The 22,950-nt window shown below is 28.4% G+C and carries 24 protein-coding genes; 11 read left to right on the forward strand and 13 right to left on the reverse strand.

Annotation, left to right across the window (positions count from 1 at the left end; all coding sequences use genetic code 11):
- Window positions 1-285: 285 nt before the first annotated feature.
- The 5 genes from HMPREF0078_RS08165 to HMPREF0078_RS08185 form a co-directional block, all read right to left on the reverse strand.
- Window positions 286-1,086, reverse strand: a complete 801-nt coding sequence (locus tag HMPREF0078_RS08165) for a metal ABC transporter permease (protein ID WP_004839695.1) — start codon at window positions 1,084-1,086, stop codon at window positions 286-288.
- Window positions 1,080-1,751, reverse strand: coding sequence for a metal ABC transporter ATP-binding protein (locus HMPREF0078_RS08170; protein ID WP_004839696.1), 672 nt, complete (start codon window positions 1,749-1,751; stop codon window positions 1,080-1,082). Before HMPREF0078_RS08170 ends, HMPREF0078_RS08165 begins: the two co-directional genes overlap by 7 nt.
- The gene (locus HMPREF0078_RS08175) at window positions 1,729-3,069 is read right to left on the reverse strand and encodes a metal ABC transporter solute-binding protein, Zn/Mn family (RefSeq protein ID WP_004839697.1); all 1,341 of its coding nucleotides are present in this window, start codon (window positions 3,067-3,069) and stop codon (window positions 1,729-1,731) included. Before HMPREF0078_RS08175 ends, HMPREF0078_RS08170 begins: the two co-directional genes overlap by 23 nt.
- A 45-nt stretch (window positions 3,070-3,114) precedes the next feature.
- Window positions 3,115-3,795 (reverse strand): ZinT/AdcA family metal-binding protein, encoded by a 681-nt coding sequence (locus HMPREF0078_RS08180; RefSeq protein WP_004839699.1) that lies wholly within the window; start codon window positions 3,793-3,795, stop codon window positions 3,115-3,117.
- Window positions 3,796-4,705: 910 nt separating this feature from the next.
- Complete coding sequence (locus HMPREF0078_RS08185) at window positions 4,706-5,152, reverse strand: hypothetical protein (protein ID WP_004839700.1); 447 nt, start codon at window positions 5,150-5,152, stop codon at window positions 4,706-4,708.
- Between the two features lie 57 nt (window positions 5,153-5,209).
- Here HMPREF0078_RS08185 and HMPREF0078_RS08190 point away from each other — a divergent pair, with 57 nt between their 5' ends.
- On the forward strand, window positions 5,210-5,836 hold the full coding sequence (locus HMPREF0078_RS08190; protein ID WP_004839701.1) for a hypothetical protein: 627 nt from the start codon (window positions 5,210-5,212) through the stop codon (window positions 5,834-5,836).
- Window positions 5,829-6,830: a Gfo/Idh/MocA family protein gene (locus HMPREF0078_RS08195; protein WP_004839702.1), complete on the forward strand. Its 1,002-nt coding sequence runs from the start codon at window positions 5,829-5,831 to the stop codon at window positions 6,828-6,830. The genes HMPREF0078_RS08190 and HMPREF0078_RS08195 overlap by 8 nt, the downstream gene beginning before the upstream one ends.
- A 100-nt stretch (window positions 6,831-6,930) precedes the next feature.
- Here HMPREF0078_RS08195 and HMPREF0078_RS08200 read toward each other — a convergent pair whose 3' ends face one another.
- Both HMPREF0078_RS08200 and HMPREF0078_RS08205 read right to left on the reverse strand, forming a co-directional pair.
- A complete protein-coding gene (locus tag HMPREF0078_RS08200; protein WP_004839705.1) occupies window positions 6,931-7,374 on the reverse strand; it encodes a methylated-DNA--[protein]-cysteine S-methyltransferase in 444 nt (147 codons plus the stop codon).
- Window positions 7,374-8,231 carry a hypothetical protein gene (locus tag HMPREF0078_RS08205; RefSeq protein ID WP_004839707.1) on the reverse strand — a complete coding sequence of 286 codons (858 nt, stop codon included), beginning with the start codon at window positions 8,229-8,231 and terminating at the stop codon, window positions 7,374-7,376. Before HMPREF0078_RS08205 ends, HMPREF0078_RS08200 begins: the two co-directional genes overlap by 1 nt.
- 224 nt (window positions 8,232-8,455) lie before the next feature.
- Between HMPREF0078_RS08205 and HMPREF0078_RS08210 the strand changes: the two genes are divergently transcribed.
- The 8 genes from HMPREF0078_RS08210 (at window position 8,456) to rbsB (ending at window position 17,056) form a co-directional block, all read left to right on the forward strand.
- The gene (locus tag HMPREF0078_RS08210; RefSeq protein WP_039920663.1) at window positions 8,456-9,772 is read left to right on the forward strand and encodes a glutamate-cysteine ligase family protein; all 1,317 of its coding nucleotides are present in this window, start codon (window positions 8,456-8,458) and stop codon (window positions 9,770-9,772) included.
- Window positions 9,759-11,132: a DNA repair protein RadA gene (gene radA, locus HMPREF0078_RS08215; protein WP_004839710.1), complete on the forward strand. Its 1,374-nt coding sequence runs from the start codon at window positions 9,759-9,761 to the stop codon at window positions 11,130-11,132. The genes HMPREF0078_RS08210 and radA overlap by 14 nt, the downstream gene beginning before the upstream one ends.
- Before the next feature lie 272 nt (window positions 11,133-11,404).
- Window positions 11,405-12,394 (forward strand): LacI family DNA-binding transcriptional regulator, encoded by a 990-nt coding sequence (locus tag HMPREF0078_RS08220; RefSeq protein WP_004839711.1) that lies wholly within the window; start codon window positions 11,405-11,407, stop codon window positions 12,392-12,394.
- Entirely contained in the window at window positions 12,394-13,287 is an 894-nt protein-coding gene (locus HMPREF0078_RS08225; RefSeq protein ID WP_004839712.1) for a ribokinase, read from the forward strand. Before HMPREF0078_RS08220 ends, HMPREF0078_RS08225 begins: the two co-directional genes overlap by 1 nt.
- Window positions 13,284-13,676 (forward strand): D-ribose pyranase, encoded by a 393-nt coding sequence (rbsD, locus tag HMPREF0078_RS08230; protein ID WP_004839714.1) that lies wholly within the window; start codon window positions 13,284-13,286, stop codon window positions 13,674-13,676. Before HMPREF0078_RS08225 ends, rbsD begins: the two co-directional genes overlap by 4 nt.
- Before the next feature lie 9 nt (window positions 13,677-13,685).
- Entirely contained in the window at window positions 13,686-15,167 is a 1,482-nt protein-coding gene (locus HMPREF0078_RS08235) for a sugar ABC transporter ATP-binding protein (RefSeq protein WP_004839715.1), read from the forward strand.
- Complete coding sequence (locus HMPREF0078_RS08240; RefSeq protein ID WP_004839717.1) at window positions 15,164-16,108, forward strand: ABC transporter permease; 945 nt, start codon at window positions 15,164-15,166, stop codon at window positions 16,106-16,108. Before HMPREF0078_RS08235 ends, HMPREF0078_RS08240 begins: the two co-directional genes overlap by 4 nt.
- 9 nt (window positions 16,109-16,117) lie before the next feature.
- Window positions 16,118-17,056, forward strand: a complete 939-nt coding sequence (gene rbsB, locus HMPREF0078_RS08245; RefSeq protein ID WP_004839719.1) for a ribose ABC transporter substrate-binding protein RbsB — start codon at window positions 16,118-16,120, stop codon at window positions 17,054-17,056.
- Window positions 17,057-17,227: 171 nt separating this feature from the next.
- On the opposite strand, the gene HMPREF0078_RS08250 is transcribed toward rbsB, so the two are convergent.
- The 6 genes from HMPREF0078_RS08250 to gnd are packed head-to-tail and all read right to left on the reverse strand — an operon-like array spanning window position 17,228 to window position 21,842.
- Window positions 17,228-17,671 carry a PTS sugar transporter subunit IIA gene (locus tag HMPREF0078_RS08250; RefSeq protein ID WP_004839721.1) on the reverse strand — a complete coding sequence of 148 codons (444 nt, stop codon included), beginning with the start codon at window positions 17,669-17,671 and terminating at the stop codon, window positions 17,228-17,230.
- Between the two features lie 38 nt (window positions 17,672-17,709).
- Window positions 17,710-18,213 (reverse strand): PTS system mannose/fructose/N-acetylgalactosamine-transporter subunit IIB, encoded by a 504-nt coding sequence (locus tag HMPREF0078_RS08255; RefSeq protein ID WP_004839723.1) that lies wholly within the window; start codon window positions 18,211-18,213, stop codon window positions 17,710-17,712.
- A gap of 1 nt (window position 18,214) precedes the next feature.
- Entirely contained in the window at window positions 18,215-19,069 is an 855-nt protein-coding gene (locus HMPREF0078_RS08260; protein ID WP_004839725.1) for a PTS system mannose/fructose/sorbose family transporter subunit IID, read from the reverse strand.
- Between the two features lie 14 nt (window positions 19,070-19,083).
- Window positions 19,084-19,917 (reverse strand): PTS mannose/fructose/sorbose/N-acetylgalactosamine transporter subunit IIC, encoded by an 834-nt coding sequence (locus HMPREF0078_RS08265; protein ID WP_004839726.1) that lies wholly within the window; start codon window positions 19,915-19,917, stop codon window positions 19,084-19,086.
- Between the two features lie 28 nt (window positions 19,918-19,945).
- Window positions 19,946-20,935 carry a D-isomer specific 2-hydroxyacid dehydrogenase family protein gene (locus HMPREF0078_RS08270; RefSeq protein WP_004839728.1) on the reverse strand — a complete coding sequence of 330 codons (990 nt, stop codon included), beginning with the start codon at window positions 20,933-20,935 and terminating at the stop codon, window positions 19,946-19,948.
- A 1-nt stretch (window position 20,936) separates the two neighbouring features.
- The gene (gene gnd, locus HMPREF0078_RS08275; protein ID WP_039920667.1) at window positions 20,937-21,842 is read right to left on the reverse strand and encodes a phosphogluconate dehydrogenase (NAD(+)-dependent, decarboxylating); all 906 of its coding nucleotides are present in this window, start codon (window positions 21,840-21,842) and stop codon (window positions 20,937-20,939) included.
- Between the two features lie 221 nt (window positions 21,843-22,063).
- Between gnd and HMPREF0078_RS08280 the strand changes: the two genes are divergently transcribed.
- Window positions 22,064-22,921, forward strand: coding sequence for a MurR/RpiR family transcriptional regulator (locus tag HMPREF0078_RS08280; protein WP_039920669.1), 858 nt, complete (start codon window positions 22,064-22,066; stop codon window positions 22,919-22,921).
- Window positions 22,922-22,950 lie beyond the last annotated feature (29 nt).

Here is a 22,950-nt window from a genome sequence, read left to right on the forward strand (position 1 = left end):
GATTATTTAAGAGAATAATAAGTAATAATGCCGATAATAAAAAGAATAATTAGGACAAATATGATTGATAAGAGTATTTTTTTATGAAATTTTCATAAGATAAGCTCCTTTAGAAAACATTTGCACAACATATAAACAGTTTATCAAAAAAATATTTATAAATCAATTTAATCTATATTTAAAATATTAATTTTAGTAAAGTTATAAAATCACATTGAATTTAAGCGAAATTTTTAAATTTAAAATGGGCTTTACAAAATATAAGATTCTGTAAAAGCCCAATTTTTATACTTTATTTTTTCTTAACTTTTTATATAAAACAAATATTAACATTCCTATTATTGCATTTACAACAATTGCTCCACCGGGTTTTATATCGAATTGATAACTTAGAATAATACCAAGCATCATATAGATTACGCCGAGTGTAATTGTTATAAAAAATGTTTGTTTATAACTTTTAGCAATAATTAATGCTGTTGCTACTGGTAAAACTATTAAGCTTGTAACCATTAAAGCTCCAATTATTTTTACAGACAAGGCTATAGTTATGGCTGCAAGGAGAGTAAAAGATGCATCAAGTCTTTTTACTTTTACTCCAGAAAGCCTAGCTGTATTTGGATCTATCGCTATAGCTAAAAGAGATGAATATCTTGAAATTGATAATATTAAAACCAAAATAAAGGCAATACTTGTATTTACTATATCTCTATCTGTAACTGATGAAATTGATCCGAAAAGGTAAGATTCAAAAGAATTTCCACCTGGAGCAAAATCTGAAAGAATGGCTGCAATTCCTAAACCAGTACTCATAATAACTGCTGTTGCCATATCTCCATATTGTGGAAGTTTTTTTCTTATAAGTTCTATCAAAAAGGCAGCTACAATACAAACAATTGATGATCCTAAAAGTGGATCAAAACCTAATATTAATCCCATTCCAACTCCAGCAAGAGCTGTGTGAGATAGGGCATCACCTATCATGGAAGTTTTTCTATTTACCATTACAATTCCTATTATAGGAATCATAATAGAAAGTAAAAATCCCAAAATAAGTGCCTTTCTCATAAAAGCAAATTCTAGCATTTTTTCAAACTCCCTTCTATCATTTCATATTTTGTCATTTTAATATTTAAAGATTCCATTTCTTTTAATTCGTGAGTAACCATAATTATAGTTACATTAAATTTTTTTGAAAGAAAATCTATTGTTTCAAAAAAATGGTCCTTAGAATACTTATCAACTCCTGCTGTCGGTTCATCAAGAATTAAAATTTTTGGATCATTTATCATAGCTTTTGAAATCATCGCCCTTTGAGCAAGACCTCCCGACAATTCATTTACAGGAGTGTTGATATAATTTTCCATACCCATTTTTTTTAGTATATCTTTTGCTTTTTGGTAATGATTTTTCTTGGGGATTTTAATAAGACCAAATTCTTCGTAAAGATTTAATGAAACTAGTTCAAGGCAAGTTATAGGAAAGGCAATTTTATTTACTATATTTATTTGTGGGACATAGCCAATGTCTTTAAAAGAAACATAATCTTCAATATTTTTGCCAAGAATTTTAATTTCTCCACTATTATTTTTTAATTCTCCAAGCATAAGTTTTATTAAAGTTGATTTACCTGAACCATTTCCACCAAGAATTACCGTAAATTCACCGACATCAACATTCAAATTGCAATTTTTTAAAACAGGAATTTGTGAATAAGAAAAATTCAAATTATTTATTGACACTGCTTTCATTATTTTCCTCCTCAGTCATAGATTTGTAGAGATTTTCAAGATTCATTTCCATAAGATCAATATAATTAAGTTTACCTTTCTCCTGTTCCTTATTAACATATTCCATAGAAGCAAGAGGAGAGATTTTCCCACCAATTTCTTCAGCTAAAGCCTGAGCTTGTTTTGGATTTTGTCCATATTCATAAAAAACTGTGGAAATATTTTTGCTTTCAGAAAAGTCTATGGCTTTTTTTATAGTTTTAAGGCTAGGATTTTCTAAACTTGTTAGACCTTGAAGTGGATATTGAAACAAATCAAAATCTCTTGCAACATAAGCATAGGCATAATGAACTACTAAGAAATTTCTCTTATTTTTATCGATTTTTGAAAATTTTTCTTTATATTTTGCATCAATATCAGTAAGTTTATCAACATACTTTAATTTATTTTTCTTATAAATTCTTTCATTTTTCGGATATTTTTCGGTTAATTTTTCATTGATAGCATTCAAATATTTTTTTGCATTGGTAATGGATAACCATGAGTGGGGATCATAAGTTATTTTATCAAATCCAGAAGATGAACCTTCCATCAAAGGTTCTTCCTTTTTTTCATCTTTTAAAAATTTACCATCACTTCCAACCAAATTATATGGAAGAAGATCTTCACTTATCCTGTCGCTTATAAAAATATAATCTCCATCTTTTGGAATATTAAAGAAAATTTCTCCAGACTCATGTCCCATCTCAAGGCCATAAACCTTTCCTTCTTCAAGATCGAAAGTTTCTTTTTGATGAATTAGCTCTCCCTTTTGGCTCATTATATCTTTACATTTTTTTACCAAATTTTCTCCACGAGTACCATCATCTTTTATAAAGGCAACCCTCATCATATCTTCATGAGTGTGGCCGAAATCAAATTTATTTTTCCCCTTTTTTAAATTTACTTTAGACATATATTGAAAATCACCAATAGCTGCTGCTCCCTTATAAGTAATAAGATCAACAGAATCAGATAATTTTAAAATATCGAGATTTGGTAAATTTTCCTTAACCTTATCAAGCCAAGGTTCCATATTAGCACCGTTTACAACCAAAAGATCACACTTTGCTAGCTTTTTCATATCCTTAGGACTTGGCTCCCAAAGGTGAGGTTGCTTATCAAGGGGCATAAAAGATTCTACATCTATCGTGTCATCACCAATCATTTTTGTCATTTCATAAACAGGATAAAAGGAAGTATAAACCAAAGGTTTATCGGAAGAGTGTTCATTCTTGTTTGCACAAGAGCTAAAAAGAAAAAGCAAGAAAACAAAAAAACTTATATATCTTTTTTTCATTCTTCCTCCTTAGAAAGAGGGTTGAAAAATTTCAACCCACATAAATTATTCAGTAATTTCATCAATTATTTGTGCATCAGTTGTGTTTGGTTTTACAAAAGTAGGGAACCAACTTTCATCTTTTAATAATTTATCCTTGTCATCACCATATCTCATGTGGAAATGTGTTAGACTTTCTTCTCCATGAATTGGCATCATAAGAATAAATTTATAAGGTGCATCATCATTTTTAGCTTCAAAAATATCCCATTCTAATTTATGGCCACCATGTTCAACTTCTTCTTTTCCAACATATTTATATTCGCTCTCACTGATAACGTCACCTTTTTTATCTGGAAAATCTTTTAAGAATTTTATTTTATTATCTTTTATTTCAAGACCACCAAAATCACATTTTCTTTTCTTTAAATAATTTTCCTTAGCTTCTTTTTCATCAACTTTTTCTTTTTCAGCTAAGGTTTTAAAAGCACTTTGAACTTCATCTTTGTCAAGATATCCGCCCATATTATTCCATTCACCTTCCCAATCAGCAAGGCTTACTTCGCTAGATTTTTCCTTATCAGCATCAGAAGAATCATTGCTTTTATTAGAAGCATCATCTTTTTTCATTTCTTGAGAAACATTTGTACTAGAAGGCTCATCATTTTTTGGATCCTTTTGACAAGCTGTCAACATAAGTCCCAAAGATAAAAGGGCAACTAAACTAAGTGATTTTTTATTTTTCATTTCATTCTCCTTATTATTTAATTTATAAATTTGTATTTTTAGTTAATTAACTATCGACAAATAAATGATAACAATAAAAAAAACAAATGTCAAGAATGATTTGCATTATCAATTAAAATTTTCTAAAAATTTAAAATAAATGGATGAAGAAACTTCTCTACGAAAATATAAAAAACCAATGAAATCAATAAGAATATGGATAAACTTTAAAATCTAAGCTATAAAAATTTTTTCTATTATTAAATCTTTAAAACTTATATTTTAAATTTGATATTTGGAAAAATGAAACTTGTAAAATCATTATGAAAATAAATGTTGAGCTTATGTTTAAAACTAAAAATTATAAAAGTTTTTTATTAACTGATTAGTGTAAAATGTAAAAATAAATGTCTGTTGTAAAAAATTATTCATTTAAATATAAGGATTCTGATCACATAAATTTGTTTTATTTGAATTGATAATGTCGAGGCAATAATAGAAAAATTTTAAAATTTGAACTAATCTTTTTATTTTACATAGTTGAAATTTATAAATTTTATTAGATATTTATATCTTATGTAAAATAAAATTATATTTTGTATAGTGCAGATTGTTGACAAAGTAAAAAAATTGCCTATTTTGATCTAGTGGAACGAGCGAAGAAATCTCATGTGATTTCTCCATGCCTTCGTTTCACTCACGCTAAAACACCTTTGCTTTGCAAACTTTTCTGTGTTATCAAACTAGTTTTAGGAATAAATGTGCAAAATCAATGCCCATTTATCTAGTTGAGATGGTTTTTTTCCTAATTTTATTTTGAATTACTAATAAATTACTAAACTTACTTTGTCTACGCTCTGAATTATATTTTGTATAATGCTAACTTATTTTACCTAGGCTTTAAATTTAAGATTTTTAATCATATACTAGATTAAATTTTATGATCTATGTAATTTTCAAAAATATTTTTAAAAATCACTATATATGTGTAATCTTTAAAGTAAAAATCATAAAAATTTCCATAAGCCCAAATTCTACACTTTGGATGTTTTGAATTTTCTATAGTTTCTATATTTTTTATGTCTTTAAACTTTATAAATTTTGGGAAAACAGGAAATTTTTCAAAAATAATAATAGAATTTTTGCTAACTCCTTGACTTTTTAAGGATAAGAAAAAACCAAAGCTTATCAAGAAAATTATGGAAAAATCTAGAAAAGTAAAAGAAAATTTGTAAATTATCAAAAATAAAATCAAAAAAAGTCCTAGGCAAATAAAATAATATATTGGTAAAAACATGGTCTTAGTAATTATTTTATTTTGTATGGATTTGATAAAAATAATCCATACTAATAAGCCGATCAATAAAAAATATTTCATAGTACCTCCTTGTATTTATCTACCCAAATTTTGGGTAGAAATTTATCGGGAGGCTATATGTTCTTAAAAGATACATTCAAAAAATATTTTGATGAAAAATTAATATTTATTATTTTTACAATTTTAGCTATGGTATATCTATCTTTGAAATTGTTGATAAATGGAGGAGGTCTAATATTTTTATTTTATTTTTTTATTTCTATTTTGACCTCCCTTATTTTTAGAGAGGCTTGTCTTTCGGACGAAATTTATTTTGAGGATAAGAAAAAACTAAATAAAAATAATATCCTATCATATATTTTAAGTAAAAATTTATTTGCAATTTTTCTTACAAGTATGCTGGTAATTTTAGTTTTTCTGCTTAGTTTTTTGTTAAAATATAAATTAGTAGGTATCAAAGATTTTTTTGACATTATAATTTTAATTCTTGCTACATTGGCAAGTGAGAATATAGTTTTGTTATTTTATAATAAGCCTATATTTACTGAACATCCAAAATCAATGATTGGAGATAAATATATAGGCAAAGGCTATATTAAATCATTTCTTCCATCTTTTTTTATTGATTTATTAATAACTTTAGTCTTTGAAAGACTTTCTTTGATATATTTATTTATTTTTTGTTATTTTATTTCTATAATTATTTTTTATATTAGGGTAAAAAATAGGGGGTTATATGATTAATTTTGCAACAATTGGATCAAACTTTATAGTTGAAAATATTTTAAAAACTGTAGTAAAAATGGACGGATACAATTATTATGGGGCATATTCTAGGTCTATTGAAAAGGCGGATTATTTGAAAGAAAAATTTGGGGCAGAAAAATCATTTGATGATCTTGAAAGAATGCTTGAAGATCCAAAAATTGATTTTGTTTATATAGCAAGCCCAAATTCTTTGCATTATAAGCAGGCGAAAATGTGTCTTTTGGCAAATAAAAATGTGATTTGTGAAAAGCCATTTTTTACAAATACAAAAGAGCTAGATGATTTAATAAAAATTTCAAAAGAAAGAAATTTGTTTTTGTTTGAGGCAATTTCTATAAAATATTTGCCAAGCCTTGAGCTTTTAAAAAATCTTTTGGGAAAAATCGGAAAAATTTCCACTTGTATGATTAATTATTCCCAATATTCATCAAGATTTGATAAATATAAAGAAGGAATTGTTGAAAATATTTTTAAAAGCGAATTTTCGGCAGGAGCCTTGGCAGATCTTGGAATTTATAATTTGCATTTGATTTATGAACTTTTTGGAAAAGGAAAAGATTATTCATATTTTGGAAATATAAATCCATACGGCGTTGATATTTCAGGACAAGGTTTAATTTCTTATGGGGATTTTTCTGTGTCATTTACCAATGCCAAAGATACAAAAAGCGAAAATTTTATAATAATCCAAGGCGAAGAAGGCTATATAAAAGTTTTGGGAAATATTCAAGAGGCAGAAAAAATTGAATGTTTTTCAGATGGAAGGCTTGAAATTATTGATATAAAAAAAGAAAAAGATTTGTATTTTTATGAATTTGAATATTTTAAGAAAATTTTTGAAAATAAAGACTACAAGTCATTTGAAAAAAGACTTTTTGAATCAAAAGATGTTTTGGAAATGTTTGAAAAATTGAAAAAAATTGGGAAAATCAGAGATTGCTATAATATGATAGAGCCAAGTATTAAATAAATTTTTTGAAAAAATTATAAAATATTAAAAGAAAAAAATCTTAGGAAATTTTAAAAAGCCTAAGCTATTAAAATTTCCTAAGAAAAATTCCTATTACAATTCATTTATATTTTATTTTTTCAAGTTCTAACAAATATTTTTTCAAATCAAGTCCATAAAAGAATCCGCCCAAATTATTTTTTCCTACAACTCTGTGGCAGGGAATTCTTAATAAAATCGGATTTTTCCCACAAGCAGAGCCAATAGCTTGGTAGGCCTTAGAATTTAAATTTTCGCCAATTTCTTTGTATGTTATAGTATTTCCATAAGGAATTTTTTCAATTTCTCTCCAAACTTTTTTTTGAAAATCTGTCCCTTGAGGATTTATTTCAAAAGAAAATTTTTTTAAATTCCCATCAAGAAAGGAAGAAATTTCTTCAAAAGCAAAATTTGAAACAAAAGATTTTTTGCCAGACTTTTCTTCATCAACCAAAGCAATTTTTTCAATTTTTTCATTATATTCAATTTCAAAAATAAATTTATTTTTTTTATAATATGCTTTCATTATTTTATTTGTTCTCTGAAAGGAAATTGATTTATTTCGTTTACAAGTATGTAAACTCTACTTATATCTTTTTCTATAAATGGATTAATAGTTATATCTAACCAGTAGTTTACATCATCGCTCATTTCTGATCTTTTTCTTAAAGGAAGATATAAGGTGAATTTATCTTGGAAAGAATGAATTTTTTCTTCACTTGCTTCAAATCCGTAAGGAATATCAACATATCTTACTGCCATATCTTGTCCATCAATATTTTGAATTTCTTCAGTATTTATTGGACTATTTATTTCTGCTCTATCAAGTTTTAAAGTATAGGAAGTTTCATCTACTTTTGAATCAATTGAAAATTTTCCATTAAATTCACAAACAGCTACAGTATCAGCATCATAATCTTTATAGACACCTGTAAAATTGCCATTTTCTGAAAAATTTAATATAGTCCACCAACCACCAGCCCCAGATGAAAATCGAAATTCCTTTCCATTTAAATCATTTAAAACTTCAGGATAATTATTAGAATTGTCTGATAAGTCAGGATTTGTAAATGTCAAATAAGATTTTTTTTGGCTAGGCACTGGTACAGTTTGAGTTTTATTTTCTGAATTATTTTGATTATTGGTAGTATTTGTTTTTTGATTTTCGTTTTGGTCTGTCTTATCTTTTGCGATTTTTTTATCTACATTGTCTTTTTCTGTTTTTTGAGAAACTTTTTCGTTTGAATTATCTTCTTCTAATTTTTGAGTTTCTTTTGTTTGGCTTTTTGTTTCAGGTTCTTTTTGATTATTTTTTATAATTTTTTCGCTACAAGATGAAAAGATTAAAACCATAGTAAAAATTAGGGCTAATTTCTTTTTCATATCTCCTCCTTTTTTACTATTTAAATTATATTTTTATTAAATATAATCGCGTAAGTATTTTTAAATTTTCTTAATTATATTATATACATTTATAAGAAAAAGATAAAATATTTTAAATTATTTTGTTTTTGATATAAATTATTAAGTTAAATATAAGCAAATTTATTATTAAAGTAAAAAGGGTATATTAAAAGTAGGAAAATGTCTAGTAATTGGAGGATGTTGTGAATTATCAAGAAAAAAAAGATAAAATTGTTGAATATATAAAATCTGGCGAAAGTCAAAAGGAAAATTTTAAAATTGGTCTAGAAATGGAGCATTTTGTTATAGATAAAGATGAGCTTTTTTCTTATGATTATTTTGGGGAAAAGGGCGTGGGCAGTACTTTGAAAGATTTAAAGGATATGGGTTTTTCTGTGACAAATGAGGAAGATGGATATATTCTTGGACTTAGAAAAGAAGATATTGCTGTAAATCTTGAACCTGCTGGTCAATTTGAACTTGCAATTGATGCTAAAAAAAATATAAATGATTTGGATAAGTCTTATAAAAAAATTATGGGAGAAATTGTTCCGATTTTTGATGAAAAAAATCAATATCTTGAAACTTTGGGCTATCATCCAAAATCAAAAATAATGGATTTGAATATTATTCCAAAAGATAGGTATAAATATATGCAAAAATATTTTACTGAATTTGGTGGAAAATATGCTTTAAATATGATGAGAGGAACTGCAAGTGTTCAATCTGCCATAGATTTTTCCTCTGAAAAAGATTTTAAAAAGAAATTTTTTGTGGCAAATGCTCTTTCTCCTTTTATGTACAAACTTTATGATAACGCCTATATTTTCCAAGGAAAGCCTTATGAAAATAAAAATCTTCGCCAAGAAATTTGGGAATATTGTGACAAAAATAGGACGGGCGTTTATGATTTTGCCTTTGATGAGGATATGTCTTACGAAAAATATGCAGAAAAAATTTTAAACACTGATATAATTTTTGTTCATGAAGACGGACAAGATGTTTATAAGGGAGATACAAAATTTGAAAAAATAATGGATAAAGATTTTTCTGATGAGATGATTTTTCACGCTCTTTCTATAGTTTTTCCTGATGTTAGGGTTAAAAAATATATAGAAATTAGGATGCCTGATGCAGTTTCTTATCCATACAATCTTTCTTTCCCAGCCTTAATCAAGGGTTTATTTTATAATGAAGAAAATCTAAATAAATTGAGAGAAGATTTTAAAAATATGACTTATGATTCTTGTCAAAAATTAAAAATGGATGCAAAAGAGCACGGCTTTGATGCAAAATATGAGGGAAAAACTATTTGCGAATGGATAAAATATTTTATTTCTCTTGCAAAAGACGGACTTGATGAAAATGAAAAAACTTATCTTTCTTGTATTGAAAAATTAATTGATGAAAAGGAAACTTTGAAAGATAAATTTGAAAAAATTTATAAGGAAGATCCAAAAAAAGCTTGCGAGCAATTTTCTGTAAATTATGTCTTAGGAGATATTAATGGCAAAGCTTAAAAGAGCTTTTGAATGTAAAAATTGCGGTCATATTCAAAATGTTTGGGCAGGTCAATGCCCAGATTGTGGCAAATGGGGAACTTTGATTGAAAAAACTATAAAAAACGAAAGGACATCATCAAAAGAAAATTCCCTTGATTTTGAAAATGAGGCAAGGCTATTAAAAGAAGTAAAACTTGATGAGTCCGAAAGAATAAAATCTTCTTTTGACGAATTTGATAGGGCGATTGGCGGAGGACTTGTAAGAGATTCTGTTTCAATTTTGACAGCAAGACCTGGAGCTGGAAAATCTACTTTGCTTTTGCAATTGTCTTCGTCTTATGCCAAGGATGGATTTAAGGTAATGTATGTTTCGGGCGAAGAAAGTGAATCCCAAATTAAGGCGAGAGCTGATAGGATTATTGGAGAGATTTCACAAAATATTTGGATTTTATCAACAAATTCAATGGATCTTGCAGAAATTGAAATAAAGAAAAAAGATGCTGATATTGTAATTTTAGATTCAATTCAAACATTTTTTCTAAACGAATTTGATAACAAACAAGGTTCTCCTACCCAAACCATTGAATGTGCAAATAAATGCGTTGACCTTGCCAAAAATCCTGAGAAAAAAAGAGCCTTTATTATGGTTGGTCACATGAATAAATCAGGAGAAATGGCAGGGCTTAGAACCTTGGAGCATTTGGTTGATACGGTTTTAGTTTTAGATGGAGAAAGCGAAGATGACCTTAGGCTTTTGACAAGTACAAAAAATAGATTTGGACCAACGGGCGAAGTCGGATTATTTTCCATGCAAGAAGAAGGCCTAATCGAAATTACAAATCCATCAGAATATTTTATTACAGAAAGAGATTCGGGAATTGAAGGATCAGCAATTTCTGTGATGAAAGAAGGAAGCAGGCTTTTGGAAATTGAAATAGAATCCTTGGTTTCAAAATCATTTATGCCCTATCCCCAAAGAATCGGCGATAGTTTAAGAAAAGATGACTTAAATACTTTAATTTCAATTTTACAAGAAAGAGCAGGAATTAATCTATTTGACGAAAATGTAATAATAAAAGCAACAGGCGGACTAAAAATTAGGGAGCAATCAGTAAATCTTGCCATAATGATTTCAATCGCCTCATCATATTTAAAAAAACCAGTCGATAACAAAACAGTTTTTATAGCAGAAGTAGGGCTTACAGGAGAGCTTAAAAAAGTTCCGCAAATAAAATCCAGACTAAAAGAGCTAGAAAGACTAGGCTACAAAAAAGCCTATATAGGAAAATGTTCAATAGATAAAAAAGAATACAAAAATTTAGAAATAAAAGAAATGAAAAATATAAAAGAAGTAATTTCAGATGTTTTTTCCAAATAAAAATTAAAATTATTTACACAAATCGCGTTGATAAAGAAAAAACTTTATCAGTGCGATTTTTTATTTTTAAATTCGTGCAAAAGTATAATTTTGTTTTAATTAAAGCATAAAAATATTTTAAAAAGCAAAAGAAAAAATTTATAATTTGTGAGATATTTATAGAATTATTTGCTAAATATTTTCATATTTTTTATATTTTGAAAAAAATCTATTGACAAAGATATGAGAAAAGAATATATTGTAATTAATTAAAACGTTTTAACGAGGTCGATATGGCGAATATAAAAGATGTAGCAAAACTTGCTGGAGTATCTATTACTACAGTTTCTATGGTTTTGAATAATACTAACAACAAAATATCGGATGCAACTAGAAAAAAAGTAATTGAAGCGGCAAATACTCTTAGTTATAATCCAAATAATTTTGCCAAAGCTCTTGCTAGTAAAAAAAGCAATGTGATTATGGCTCTTATTCCAGATATTTCCAATCCATTTTTTTCTTTGTTAGTTAAAAATCTTACCTATTATGCAGAAAAATATTCTTATTTTTTGTACATTCACAATACTAATAATAAAAATATTAAAAAGCAAGAATTTATTAATATGATTACTAGCAATGTTATTGGAGCATCTTTGCTAGTTGATAGAAATATGAAAGATTTAGACGACGAGCTAGTAAGAAAAAATAATATTATTTTTTTGGATGAGGTTGATTTTGATGATAGAAAAACTCACATAGTTACTGGAAATAATGAAAAAGGTGGATTTTTGGGCATGCAATATTTAATTGATAGAGGATTTAAAAATATTGGGATTTTAATAGGTCCAAGGTCTACTGCAAATTCTTCAAGAAGATTATCTGGTGCCATAAAAGCTGCTATGAATAATGATATTTATATTGATTCTTCAAATATAATTCATGGGGATTATTCTTATGAAGGTGGTTACAAGGCTGGAAAAATTTTTTTAGAAAAAAAAGTTGATGCTATTTTTTCTTTTGCTGATATGTCTTCATACGGACTTTTGAAATATTTTGATGAAAACAAAATAAAAGTTCCAAGAGATATTTCTTTGATAAGTTATGATAATTTATTTTTAAATAATTTGATTAGTCCCAAATTAACATCAATTGACCAAAATTTGGAAATGATAGCAAAATCTTCTATTGAAATGGCGGATGATTTGATAAATGGAAGAAAAAATAATAAAAAAGTTATGGTAGAGCCTTTTGTGGCTTGTGGAGAAAGTGTAGGTAAAAAATAATGAAAATACTAAATTTTGGTTCTTTAAATATTGATATATTTTTTAGAGTAGAAAATATTGTAAAGCCAGGAGAAACTATAAGTGCAAAAAGCATTGAAAAAAGACCAGGTGGAAAGGGACTTAATCAATCTGTTGCTCTTAGCAAAAGTTTTGAAAATGTATATCACGCAGGAAGCGTAGGAGATGATGGTATTTTTCTTGTTGATTATTTAAAAAGTGAGAATATAAATACAAAGTATATAAAAAAATCTGACAAATTAACTGGAAATGCGATTATTCAAGTCGATGATAAGGGAGAAAATTCTATAGTTCTCTACAAGGGAGCAAATTTTGATAATGACAAAAAATTTATAGATGAAGTTTTAAATGATTTTTCTAAAGATGATATTTTGCTTTTGCAAAATGAAATAAGCTCTATGAAATATTTGATAGATAAGGCTTATGAAAAGGGAATGAAAATAGTCTTAAATCCTTCTCCAATCACAGATGAGATAAAAGAATTTGATTTTAATAAAATAGATTTGCTTTTGGTAAATGAAATAGAGGCAAAGAATATAGCAAATAAAAATAGTGTGGATGAGAGCATTGATTATTTTACAACAACTTATCCAAATATAAATTTGATTGTAACACTTGGAAGTAAAGGCTCAATTTTTGTAAATAAGAATGAGAAAATCAAACAAGAAGGCATAAAAGTTCAATCGGTTGATAGTACAGGAGCTGGTGATACTTTTACAGGATTTTTCGTATCTTATTTTTATCAAGGAAAAAATGTAAGGGATTGTTTGAAATTTGCAAGCCTAGCGTCAGCTCTTTCTGTAACAAAAAGCGGGGCTAGCATATCTATTCCAAGCCTTTGTGATGTAAAAGAATTTGAAAGGAAGAATGTATGAAAGAAAAAGGAATATTAAATAGCGAAATTTCAAAAAGACTTTCTGATTTGGGACACACAGACTTAATAGCTGTTGGAGATTGTGGTCTTCCAATTGATTCTGACAAAAAGATTGACTTAGCACTTAAACTTGGCGAACCTAAGTTTATAGATGTTTTAGAAATTCTGCTTAGTGATTTTGGTTGCGAATATTATTATTTGGCAAAAGAAATCAAAGAAAAAAATCCAAGTCAAGAAGAAAATATTAAAAAACTTTTGCCAGATATTGAATGCGAATATATATCTCATGAAGAATTTAAGAAAAAATTAAAAGACGTTAAATTTGTTATAAGGACTGGAGAAAATACACCTTATTCAAATATAATTTTAAGGTCAAAGAATATCTTTTAGGAGGATTTTATGAAAATTGAAATGAAAGATATTTACAAGTCTTTTGGTAAAAATGATGTTCTAAAAGGAGTGGATTTTACCTTAAATGATGGAGAAATTCATGCTTTGGTAGGAGAAAATGGAGCAGGAAAATCTACTTTGATGAATATTTTGTCAGGAGTTTTATCTAAAGATAAGGGAGAAATTTTAATTGATGGCAAAGAAGTTGACATAAGTGATACAAATGTAGCCAAAAAATATGGAATAAGTTTTATCCACCAAGAATTATCTGATTGGCCAGAGCTTACTGTTATGGATAATATCTTTATGAATAATGAAATAAAAAATGGAATTTTTCTTGATAAGGCAAAAATGAGAAAAAAATGTATAGAACTTCTTGAAAGATTTGATTTAGATATAAATCCAAAAACAAAAGTTTCTGAACTTTCAGTTGGGCAAAGACAGATGATGGAAATAGCAAAGGCTAACTTAAATAAAGTAAATGTTCTAATTCTTGATGAGCCAACATCTGCACTTACAAATAATGAAATTGACAAATTATTTAATCTAATAAAAAGACTAAGAGATAAAAATGTTTCTATGATATATATTTCTCATAGAATGGAAGAAATTTTTTCATTAACTAATAAGATTACAGTAATGAGAGATGGAAAATCTGTATCAGTAATGGATACTAATAAGACTGATGAAAGAGAAGTTGTTTCTTATATGGTAGGTCGTGATATTGGAGATTTTTATCCTGAAATGGATGCTGAAATTTCTGATGTAAAGATAGAGCTTAAAAATTTTAATAGAGAAGGATTTTTTAAAGATATAAATATAAAAGCAAAAAAAGGAGAAGTCCTTGGTATTTCTGGACTTATGGGAGCAGGAAGAACAGAAATTATGAGATCAGTATTTGGACTTGATCCTAAAGATAGTGGAGAAGTATTTGTAGATGGTAAAAAAATAGAAATAAAAAATCCAGCAGATGCAATAAAAAATAAAATTGGCTTTGTAACAGAAAATAGGCAAGAAGAAGGATTGATTCTTGATGAATCAATTAGAGAAAATATTTCTCTGTTAAATTTTGACAAATTTTCAAAAAATTCTTTTATAGATAAAGCAAAAGAAAAAAATCTTTCAGATAATTTGGTAGATAGTTTTAAAGTTAAGACCCAATCATCAGAAAGCAAAATTAGCGATTTATCTGGAGGTAATCAACAAAAAGTAGTTTTTGCAAAATGGTATGCGATTGGACCAGAAATATTAATCCTTGATGAGCCAACCAAGGGCGTTGATGTAGGGGCAAAAAGAGAAATTTATGATTTAATAAAAGAACTTACTAATAAGGGAGTTTCAATTATACTTATATCAAGCGATTTGCCAGAGCTTATAAGTTTATCAAATAGAATTTATGTAATTCATGAAGGAAAAATACAAGGAGAACTTTTAAAGAAAGATGCTAGCCAAGAAAAAATAATGACCCTTGCAACAGGAGGAAGGTTATGAGTAATATAAAAAATCGATTTAAAGAAAATCAAAATTTAGGGACAATAGTTGCCTTACTTATTTTGATATGTTTTGTGAGCGTACTTAATCCAGCATTTTTGCAAGTTAGCAACTTGTTAAATTTAATGCGCCAATTAATCATAAATGGTTTTGTGGCATTAGGAATGACTTTTGTAATTTTAACAGGAGGAATTGATCTTTCAGTTGGTTCAACTCTTGCCTTAAGCTCAGCAATTTTTGCAGGGCTTTTGCAAAATGGAACAAATACAATTCTTGCTATACTTGTAGCTATTTTATTAGCTATTATTTTGGGGCTAATAAATGGTTTGTTGATTACAAAAGGAAAACTTGCACCATTTATAGTAACACTTGCAACTATGACAATATTTAGAGGACTTACTTTAGTTTTTATGGACGGTAGACCAATAGCAGGACCTAGAGATGACTTTGCTTTCCAATTTTTAGGAAAGGGACAAGTTTTAGGAATTCCTTTCCAAGTTATTTTATTTATTATTGTTTATATAATACTTTGGATGATTTTAAATAAAACTTCTTATGGTAGAAAAATATTTGCCGTTGGAGGAAATGAAAAAGCAAGTTTTATTTCAGGAATTAATATAGCAAAATCAAAAACATTTGTATATGTAATAAGTGCCTTGATGGCAGTTATATCTGGCCTTGTACTTACATCAAGATTAAATTCTGCTCAACCAACAGCAGGTTCAGCCTATGAAATGGATGCTATAGCAGCAGTAGTTTTGGGTGGAACAAGTATGACAGGTGGAAGTGGATCATTAACAGGAACATTAATAGGAATTTTAATTTTAGGAGTCCTTAATAACGGACTAAATTTATTGGGAGTTTCAAGTTTCTATCAACAAATAGTAAAAGGAATTGTAATATTAATAGCAGTTCTAATAGACAGAAAGAGAAATAAATAGGAGAAAAATATGAAAAAATTTAGAAGAATATTGGCAGTTTTAGCTATAGCTATGTTTACATTCACAGCTTGTAGCGTTGAAGGACAAGATAAAAATGATAATGCATCTAGTAATGCAAAAGAAGAAACAAAAGCCAAAGATGGCGAATATAAAATTGGAGTTTCTTTATCAACTTTAAACAATCCATTTTTTGTATCAATAAGAGAAGGCGTTGAAGAGGCAGCAAAAGATGCAAATGCAAAAACAATTATAACAGATGCACAAAATGATTCTTCAACACAAAACAACCAAGTAGAAGATCTTATAACACAAAAAGTTGATTTGATTATAATTAATCCAGTAGATTCAACAGCAATTTCAACATCAGTAAAAAAAGCTAACGAAGCAAATATACCTGTAATATGCGTTGATAGAAATTCTGATGAGGGAGAAATTGTAAGTTTAATTGCAAGTAATAACGTAGAAGGTGGTAAACTTGCAGGCGAATTTATTCTTGAAAAAATTGGAGAAAATGCAGAAGTTATTCAATTAGAAGGAATTCCTGGAGCAAGCTCTACTCGTGAAAGAGGAGAAGGATTTAAAAAAGCTACAGATGGAAAAATAAATCTATTAGCAAGCCAAACTGCAAACTTTGATAGAGCAGAAGGAATGACAGTAATGGAAAATTTACTTCAAGCTCAACCAGATGTAAAAGCAGTATTTTGTCAAAATGATGAAATGGCATTGGGAGCAATAGAAGCAATAAAAGCTAGCGGAAAAGATATTGTTGTAGTTGGATTTGACGGAAATGAAGACGCAATAAATGCTGTAAAAGAGGGCTCAATGTCAGCAACAGTTGCACAAAAACCAAAAGAAATGGGAAAAATAGCTTTAGAAACAGCAATCAAATATCTAAAAGGTGAAAAAGTAGAAGAAAAAGTAGATTCACCACTAGAATTAATCAAATAAATTTAATTCCCAATAATAAGCCTAAAATTAATTATTAACTATCAGAAAATATTAAATTAAAATACCAAGGTTAAAAATATTAGCCTTGGTATTTTTAAATCTAATTTTAAAATAAAAAAATCGTGCTAGAGATATTTTCTAGCACGATTTATAAGGGAAAAAAATTTTTATCTAAAAATCATCATCTTCATCTGGGTTTTCTATTTGTATATTTTCATATTTCCATTCTAAGACTTCTTGTTTTGTGATTTTTAGGATATTTTTTACAACTTGGTCTATGTTTTCTTCTAAGACTTGTCCATTTATTGCTTGAATTAGCATTTGGAAATTTAAATTTCCTATTAATGATATTTTTTCATTATTTTCTAATTTTGATATGGCAATTTGGCTTTGGGTATAAGGGGATGCTGAAATTAAATCTGTAAAGACAATTACTCCATCGCCTTTGTCTAAATTTATTATTTTTTCTTTTATTTTTTCGTTGAAATTATTTATGTCATCTTCTGGATATAAACCTAGATAATCTATGTTTTCTGCTTGCCCAAAAATAATTTCTGCTGAACTTTTAAATCCTTGTGCAAGTTTTCCGTGACTTACAATTAGTATTCCTATCATTTTTTATCCTTTCTTAATTCAAGGGGAGCTTAAATGATTTATAAACCAAAATTTTTTAAAACTTCGTCTAAACTTGATTTTGGTGCTGATGGGGTTGCTTGAAAATAAATATTGTCTATTTTATAATCTTCTCTTAACTCTTTTAATTTTTTGGCATCTTCTTTGTTAAGATAAACTGATTTTGTAACTAACAAATCATTTTCGTCTTTTTTTGCTATTCCTCCAACGTTTAATTCGCAAACTTCAACGCCGTGTTTGATTAATTTATAAAATACATCTATGCTTTTTGCAACTAGGATACAATTATAATCTTTAAATTTATATTTGTCCCAATAGTAGAAAGCCCTTTGCTCATTTAGAACTATTGTTTTCTTTCCTGTTCTATTTCCAGCACTTTTGTATAAATCTTTCATAAAAGTTTCGTTGTAAACGACATCATCTACTACAAAAATTGAATTTACTCCGTCTTTTTGCGATAGGGTAATCATTACTTGTCCGTGAATTAATCTTTCGTCAACTCTACCTAATACTACTTTTCCCATTTTATAATATTCCTATTCCTGCTAATACTGCTAAAATTATTGTTAAACCTAATAAAGCTTGAGTAACTTTTAAACCTTTTTTCAAATAAAAAACATATACGCCAAGAACTGTTACTAATGGCAAAGCTCCTGGTAATACTTTATCTAAAAGCTCTTGGAAAACAAATTCTTTTCCTGAAATTGTAAATTTTAATGCTGAGCTTACTTTTACATAATTTGCTGCCAAAATTCCCATCATAAAAAGTCCCAAGGCTGATAAAATATTTATTGCGTTTTGAACTCCTGTGCTTTTTAATAAACTTGATGCGTTTTTACCTAAAACAAATCCTTGTTTTGCAAAAAATCTTCCGATAAAAACTTGGTATAAGGAAAATCCTACGAATGGAAACAAAGCTCCCATTGGGGATCCTGCTTGTGCCCAAGAAATTGCTATTGCTATAAAAATATATTGGATTGTTCCTGAATCAATTGCATCGCCGATTCCTGCAAGAGCTCCCATTAGTCCTGCTTTTGTATTATACATCAAATCATCGGTCATTGTTATTTCTTCGTTGTTATATTCTTGAAGGGCTCTTTCTTGTTCCATTGATGACATAAGACCTGTGATTATTCCACCGCCCCAAGTAAGTTGTGTGTTGAAGAATAACAATTGTCTTTTGTAAGCTTTTTTCAAATCTTCTTTGCTTTTATATAATTTTTTCAAAACTGGCATCATTGCATATAAGAGGGAAGGTGCCAAATATCTTTCAAAAGTGTGAGGAATTTCGTTTGCGAAATGCCATCTTAAATATGCTTTTCTAACATCTTTTAGCTCTAATTCTTCTGGAGCCATTTCGTCTTTTTTTATATCTTGCATTTTAAAACCTCCTACTAAAAGTCATCTTCTTCTTCAAATGTCAATTCACGTTCGCTTGAAGTTTCTGTTTTTACTTCTTTATCTTCTTTGGCTTGATTTTTATTTCCTACTGCCAAAATTGAAATTATTGTTCCTAAAATTGCATAAACTAACATATTTACATTCATATCTTTTAAGATTACGCTTAAAAAATATGCTAATAGGAAAAATAACAAATAATCTTTCCTGCCTATTACATAAATTGTTGTCGCAATACCGATTGCTGCAAGTCCTCCGCCGACTACATCTAGTATGTGTAAAAATACTGTTCCTTCAAGTTTTGCTACAACATCAGCGATTACTGGTGCGCCAAAATATAAAGCTACAAAGATTAATGGAACAAATAAAACAAAAGATGCTATAGTTGGATATGTTATTATTGATCTTTTGATTGCTTTTTCGTCCATTTTATCAATTGCGACGTCAGTTTTTTTGCCTATAAAGGTATTTAGGAAAAATCTAAATTGGTAAAGATATGATCCCAAAAATCCAACTGGAACGGCAATGGCAATTGATGCTTCTGGTGTTAAATTTCCTAATAGGGCAACTGGAACTGCTATTGCAGCTGCAACGGCTGGCTCTGATGGCATTGAGCCACCTGGAGAAAATACTCCCATATATATTAATTGCAAACTTGCTGTTACTATCATTGCATCAGCAACTCTTCCCATAACAATTCCTACAACAAGGCCTGTCATTAATGGCGAAAATCTTAATGTTAAAGATGCGCCACCCAATAGCCAACGTGACATAACGCCTGCAACCCACAAAGCTATTAATAAACTTTTTGCTACAGATAAGGTCTCCATTTTTTCCTCCTAAATTTTTAAAAAATTTTTATTCCACAAAGGGACTTTCTTTTTGCACACATCTTTTTGGAAGTTTTTTATTGTGCACATTATAAACATCATTTACACAACTTTCTCCCATTGCATACAAACATTCTTTTGTGTAGGCTGATGTGTGAGGTGTGATTATTACATTATCAAATTGCAAGTAGGGATGATTATATCTTGCAGGCTCAACTTCCATAACGTCTGTTGCAAGAGCTTTTACTTTTTTATTTTTTAAAGCTTCAATCATATCTTTTTCATCAATTAGAGCGCCTCTTGCGGTATTTGATATATAAACTCCATTTTTCATTTTTGATATTGTATTTTTATTTATCATGTGATAATTTTCTTTGGTTAAATTTGCGCATAAACAAATAACATCAGATTTTTTTAAAAGTGTTTCAAAATCAACTTTTTCTACGCCGAATTGTTCTAGCTCTAATTTGTCTTTGTAAGGGTCATAGCCTAATACTCTACATTGAAAACCTTCTCTAAGTGTTCTTGCAACTTGGCTTCCAGTATTCCCAACGCCGATTACGCCAACAATTTTGTGGTAGAGAGAATTTCCTACAAAATTTGCTCTCATTTCCCACTTATCATCTCTTACTTTTTTGGAAGAATTTATAGTCATTCTCATCAAAGCCAATAGATTTGTAATATTATTTTCTGAAACTGAATCTCTTTCTACTAAAGAAGGAACAATAGAAACAATTACTCCTTTTTCTTTTGCACAAGTTAAATCTACATTGTTGTAGCCAATTCCATGCCTTGAGATAAGTCTTAAATCATCTACATTTTCAAAAAATTCTTTATCAAAAAATGGTGTAACGCTCGCTATTATATATTGGTAGCCTTTTAGCATTTGACCTAGAGATTTTCCATCTATATTTTGGTCGACTTCAAAGCGATCTACTTGTCCAATTTTTTCTAGTTTTTTTATATGGTCTGGGAAAATTTTTCCAAAACTACTAGAATTTACAATAGCAATTTTCATTTTATTTATCCTTTTTTACAAGATCGTGTCCGCCAAAACCATTTCTTAGTTGAGCTACAACTTTATTAGAAAAATTATCATCAACATTTATTTTACTTGTATTTCTTACAAACAAAGAATTAGAAATAACTGGAACAGGAACGTCAAGTCTTAGTGCTTCTTCAACTGTCCATTTACATTCTCCATTTGCATTTATAACGCCAGAATGTGAATCAAGTTTTGGATCTTTGGCAAAGCCTTCTTGGGCAAGTTCAATTAGCCAAGACCTAATTACAGATCCGTGATTCCAAACTTTTGAAACATCTTCATAATCATAATCAAATTCGCTAGCTTCCAAAACGGCAAAGCCTTCGCCGATAGCTTGCATCATTCCATATTCAATTCCATTGTGAATCATTTTTAAATAATGACCAGAACCAGCAGGTCCTGTATATAAAAGTCCATCTTCACAAGAAATTGCTTCAAAAAAATCTTTTACTTGATCGTAATATTTTTTTTCTCCTCCAACCATAAGACAAGCGCCGTTTCTAGCGCCGCTCATTCCGCCAGAAGTTCCACAATCAAGAAAACCAATATTTTTTTCCTTTAAAATTTCGTAATGCTCTAAAGTTTTTTTGTAATTAGTATTTCCAGTATCAATTACAATGTCGTCTTTACTAAGTTTTTCTTTTAAAAGAAAAATCATGTCATCAGTGATTTTTCCTGCAGGCAAACTCAATAAAATAAATTTTACATCATCTAATTTTTCTATAAGTTCATCGATAGAATTTGCTATTTTAAAATCTTTGCTTGCTTTTTTTCTTACATTTTCATCTACATCATAGCCAATTACTTCAAAATTATTGTCGATGGCATTTAAGGCTATGTTGTAACCCATTTTTCCAAGTCCCAAAAAACCTATTTTCATATAAACTCCTTTCTTTTTTTTGATAACCTTTTCAAATGATTTAAAAAAATATTTTTTCAAAAAATTGTAAGGCTATCTGCAGTTCATTATTTAAATAAATTATACGAAAAAAATTTTTACTTGTCAAACAATAAAAAAATAAAAAAATTTTGCAAATAAAAATTTCTATTCATTTTTACAAATTTATGTATAATATTAGTAAGAATAGATTGGAGGATGTTTTGAACCGATATTTAGAAAGAATTATTTTGTCTAAAAAAAGTACCTTTACAAAAACGGAAAATTTTTATGCAGAATATTTTTTAAAATTAGATGATGAAATATTAAATAAAACTATATCAAATGTTGCTGAAGAAACAGAAAGCTCCACAGCATCAATCTTTAAATTTATAAAAAAACTTGGCTTTAAAGGCTATAAAGATTTTCAATTAAACTTAGCTACAAATATAAATAAAAATTCTGACGATTCGCTACTTACAGCTATAACAAGTGTAAATGAAAATGACAGCCCTGATGAAATAGCCAACAAAATTATGGCGTTTAATATCCAATCAATGTATACGCTAAAAGAAGATATTAAAAATATTCCTTTTGAATCTTGTTTGAATTTGATAAAAAAATCCAAAAAAATTCACTTTTTTGGCATGGGAGGATCAGCAACCATAGCTTACGATTCATATCATAAATTTTTGAGAACAAAATATATGGTAAATTATATTTCGGATTCCCATATGCAACTAAGTGCTTGCACAAAGATGGACCAAAACGACTGTATTTTTGTATTTTCACATTCAGGAAGAACTCTTGAGGTGATAGAAGTTTCAAAAGTTGCAAAAAAAAATAAGGCAAAAATTATTGCCCTTACAGGAAATCCAAAATCTGAAATGGTAAAAATCTCAGATGAGGCTATGATTTTGCCATCAATAGAATCCGAACACGGAACAGAATCCTTAAATGCAAGAATTCTTTACCTAACAGTTATGGATATACTTTTAATATCTTTGATGTATGATAATGTCGAAGAAAATAAAAAATATATGAAAAAAAGATTGGATGCACTAAAAGTTACAAAAAAATAGAAGGCACACTTGCCTTCTCAAAGCGTCTA

Origin of the sequence: Anaerococcus vaginalis ATCC 51170, assembly GCF_000163295.1 — a bacterium.
GTDB classification, from domain to species: Bacteria; Bacillota; Clostridia; order Tissierellales; family Peptoniphilaceae; genus Anaerococcus; species Anaerococcus vaginalis.

Coding starts and splice junctions, on each gene's coding strand:
- HMPREF0078_RS08175 (WP_004839697.1), bottom strand. CDS start 3,069: ATGAAAAAAAGATATATAAGTTTTTTTGTTTTCTTGCTTTTTCTTTTT.
- HMPREF0078_RS08185 (WP_004839700.1), bottom strand. CDS start 5,152: ATGAAATATTTTTTATTGATCGGCTTATTAGTATGGATTATTTTTATC.
- HMPREF0078_RS08270 (WP_004839728.1), bottom strand. CDS start 20,935: ATGAAAATTGCTATTGTAAATTCTAGTAGTTTTGGAAAAATTTTCCCA.
- rbsD (WP_004839714.1), top strand. CDS start 13,284: ATGAAAGAAAAAGGAATATTAAATAGCGAAATTTCAAAAAGACTTTCT.
- gnd (WP_039920667.1), bottom strand. CDS start 21,842: ATGAAAATAGGTTTTTTGGGACTTGGAAAAATGGGTTACAACATAGCC.
- HMPREF0078_RS08165 (WP_004839695.1), bottom strand. CDS start 1,086: ATGCTAGAATTTGCTTTTATGAGAAAGGCACTTATTTTGGGATTTTTA.
- rbsB (WP_004839719.1), top strand. CDS start 16,118: ATGAAAAAATTTAGAAGAATATTGGCAGTTTTAGCTATAGCTATGTTT.
- HMPREF0078_RS08195 (WP_004839702.1), top strand. CDS start 5,829: ATGATTAATTTTGCAACAATTGGATCAAACTTTATAGTTGAAAATATT.
- HMPREF0078_RS08225 (WP_004839712.1), top strand. CDS start 12,394: ATGAAAATACTAAATTTTGGTTCTTTAAATATTGATATATTTTTTAGA.
- HMPREF0078_RS08255 (WP_004839723.1), bottom strand. CDS start 18,213: ATGGGAAAAGTAGTATTAGGTAGAGTTGACGAAAGATTAATTCACGGA.
- HMPREF0078_RS08180 (WP_004839699.1), bottom strand. CDS start 3,795: ATGAAAAATAAAAAATCACTTAGTTTAGTTGCCCTTTTATCTTTGGGA.
- HMPREF0078_RS08260 (WP_004839725.1), bottom strand. CDS start 19,069: ATGCAAGATATAAAAAAAGACGAAATGGCTCCAGAAGAATTAGAGCTA.
- HMPREF0078_RS08235 (WP_004839715.1), top strand. CDS start 13,686: ATGAAAATTGAAATGAAAGATATTTACAAGTCTTTTGGTAAAAATGAT.
- HMPREF0078_RS08205 (WP_004839707.1), bottom strand. CDS start 8,231: ATGAAAAAGAAATTAGCCCTAATTTTTACTATGGTTTTAATCTTTTCA.
- HMPREF0078_RS08250 (WP_004839721.1), bottom strand. CDS start 17,671: ATGATAGGAATACTAATTGTAAGTCACGGAAAACTTGCACAAGGATTT.
- HMPREF0078_RS08240 (WP_004839717.1), top strand. CDS start 15,164: ATGAGTAATATAAAAAATCGATTTAAAGAAAATCAAAATTTAGGGACA.
- radA (WP_004839710.1), top strand. CDS start 9,759: ATGGCAAAGCTTAAAAGAGCTTTTGAATGTAAAAATTGCGGTCATATT.
- HMPREF0078_RS08170 (WP_004839696.1), bottom strand. CDS start 1,751: ATGAAAGCAGTGTCAATAAATAATTTGAATTTTTCTTATTCACAAATT.
- HMPREF0078_RS08190 (WP_004839701.1), top strand. CDS start 5,210: ATGTTCTTAAAAGATACATTCAAAAAATATTTTGATGAAAAATTAATA.
- HMPREF0078_RS08200 (WP_004839705.1), bottom strand. CDS start 7,374: ATGAAAGCATATTATAAAAAAAATAAATTTATTTTTGAAATTGAATAT.
- HMPREF0078_RS08265 (WP_004839726.1), bottom strand. CDS start 19,917: ATGGAGACCTTATCTGTAGCAAAAAGTTTATTAATAGCTTTGTGGGTT.
- HMPREF0078_RS08220 (WP_004839711.1), top strand. CDS start 11,405: ATGGCGAATATAAAAGATGTAGCAAAACTTGCTGGAGTATCTATTACT.